Annotated in this window: 2 protein-coding genes; both read left to right on the top strand. The window is 37.7% G+C overall.

Translation table 11 applies throughout. From position 1 onward, the window contains the following. Positions 1-215: 215 nt before the first annotated feature. Positions 216-929: a DUF2786 domain-containing protein gene (locus HMPREF9304_RS11670; protein WP_036929371.1), complete on the top strand. Its 714-nt coding sequence runs from the start codon at positions 216-218 to the stop codon at positions 927-929. A 391-nt stretch (positions 930-1320) separates the two neighbouring features. Further along, positions 1321-2100 (top strand): ParA family protein, encoded by a 780-nt coding sequence (locus HMPREF9304_RS11665; protein ID WP_036929368.1) that lies wholly within the window; start codon positions 1321-1323, stop codon positions 2098-2100. The last annotated feature ends 153 nt before the right edge of the window (positions 2101-2253 follow it).

Below are 2253 nucleotides of genomic sequence, written 5' to 3'. Positions count from 1 at the left end.
TTTATGCCAACGGTGTCACAATCGTTATGATGCAGAACATCGGAAAGAAACACGACGTAATAATAAAAAAAGGATAAACAATCAATAACAATTATGTTTGTTTTGAAGAAAAAATATCCTGCAATAGATTTTAGACATAAATTTTGGATGGAAACATCGTCATGCCTCCCTCCAAAAACATTATATTTTGACATATAATTAAAATTAAAAGCTAAATGAAAAGTGATGATAAAATACTGGAGAAAATCAAAAAGCTATTAAGGCTTCAGAATTCCGCAGAATCATTGGGTAATGAAGGAGAGGCGTATGCTGCAGCTAATGCAGTACACAGGCTGCTTACAACATACAACCTTTCACTGGGGGATATTTCAGATGAAGAGAGGGAAACATTGAACATTACCGCATCGGACGAAATTACCTATCGTAGCCCTTACGGGAGCCAATGGAAGAGAAATCTTCTTGCTTTGATTACAGAGAATAACTATTGCAGAGCTTTAGCGATACCTTCCTGTCAACATATGATAATCGTTGGACAAGAAGACAATGTGGTTGTGGTAAAAACTCTCTACGACTATCTTGTTTCTACATTTACAAGTCTTGCACCAAGAAGAAAAGCTGAGTTTGAATATCAGCTCCGCCAAGAAGGACGTAGACTTACAGATGGTGGAAAAAGGAAGTTTCTACATTCTTATTTTATAGGTGCGGTGGTAGGATTACAAGACAACTTTGAGAGTCGTAAACCTACATCAGATGAAACAGGTCTTATGGTCTGCCATACAGCAGCCATCGAAGAATTTCTCGGCAAGGATTCTTTTTATATCAAAAAGGATTTTAAGGGAAGAAAAACAAAGGAGGATTTGATGCTTGAGGGAGTGCTATATGGACAGAAGGATGGTCAAAATATTAGTTTGAACAGACAAATACAATAATAAAATTATGAAGAATCTGAACAATAATCAAACAGACATTGGAGCTGGGCAATCACAATCAGGTAAAACCTTTTATTTTGTTGCCACCTGCTTGTTGCTCCTACTCATGGTAGATAAACCATACTGTACTTCTGCAAAAGGCTTACATCTATATCTACGAAAGTGCAGGAGAGTCAGCAAGTTGTTCCTTGCCCAAATACTTTGTGGAATCTTCAAGTTAATAAATAAATGTATAAAATCCTGTAATACAAAATAATTATATAAAAAAGTTTTGATAAATAAAATATATTATGTATCTTTGCAAGCGTATAGCTGTATATATGACTATATGTATATAAACCAATAAAGAAATACGAGAATACGTATATATAAAGAATATAAATCAACCGATATGAACAAACAAGCAACAATTATCTCATTTGCCAACCATAAAGGAGGGGTTGGCAAGACTACTACAACAGCCAGTGTAGGCTCTATCCTTGCCTCCTTAGGTAAAAAAGTATTATTAGTAGACATGGATGCACAAAGCAATCTTACTTCCTCCCTATTAAAGGGAGAGCAAGCTGACAGAACCATCTACGATGCCCTTACCGCCTCTTGCAGAGGAGATTCCTATCGATTAACCATTTTTCCTATTGCAGAGAATCTTGACATCGTCCCATCTTCCCTGCGTCTTGCTTCCGCTGACCTTGAGCTTGCCTCCGTCATGGCCAGAGAGCATATTCTTACAGATATTCTACAAGAGAAGAAAGCGGAGTACGACTACATTTTAATTGATTGTCCACCGTCTTTAGGATTGCTCACACTTAACGCTGTTACCGCATCAGATTTAGTCGTTATACCTCTCCTTGCGGAGGTGCTGCCCTTCCAAGGATTAACAATGATTAGCGACTTTATCAGAATGGTAAAGCAGAAACTAAATCCAAAGATCGAGATTGCAGGTATTTTGCTTACTCGTTGGGAAAAGTCCAATTTGAGCAAACAGATAGAAACTGGACTTAGAGCCAAGTTNGGAGATAANGTATTTATNACAAAGATANGAAAGAACATCAAGGTCGCNGAAGCTCCATTGGAAGCCATCAATATCGTNGACTATGANCCAAAGAGCAATGGAGCAGTTGATTACAGAGCGTTCGCAGAGGAACTATTAAGCAAAACGGAAATAAAATAAGCCAGAATACAATGAAAAAGACAATCGATCCCGATGCAATGAGTAATCTCTTAGATGGTCTTACTTCAGGAAGGCCTTCANTCGGAAATACCCCATATCCAAGCCCAGCAACGTCTGTTTTTTCAAAGGAGGAGTCAACTCCAAAGACAACAA

This window comes from Hoylesella timonensis S9-PR14, assembly GCF_000762405.1.
Taxonomy (GTDB): Bacteria; Bacteroidota; Bacteroidia; order Bacteroidales; family Bacteroidaceae; genus Prevotella; species Prevotella timonensis_A.
This window is presented reverse-complemented; position numbering and strand designations above follow the sequence as displayed.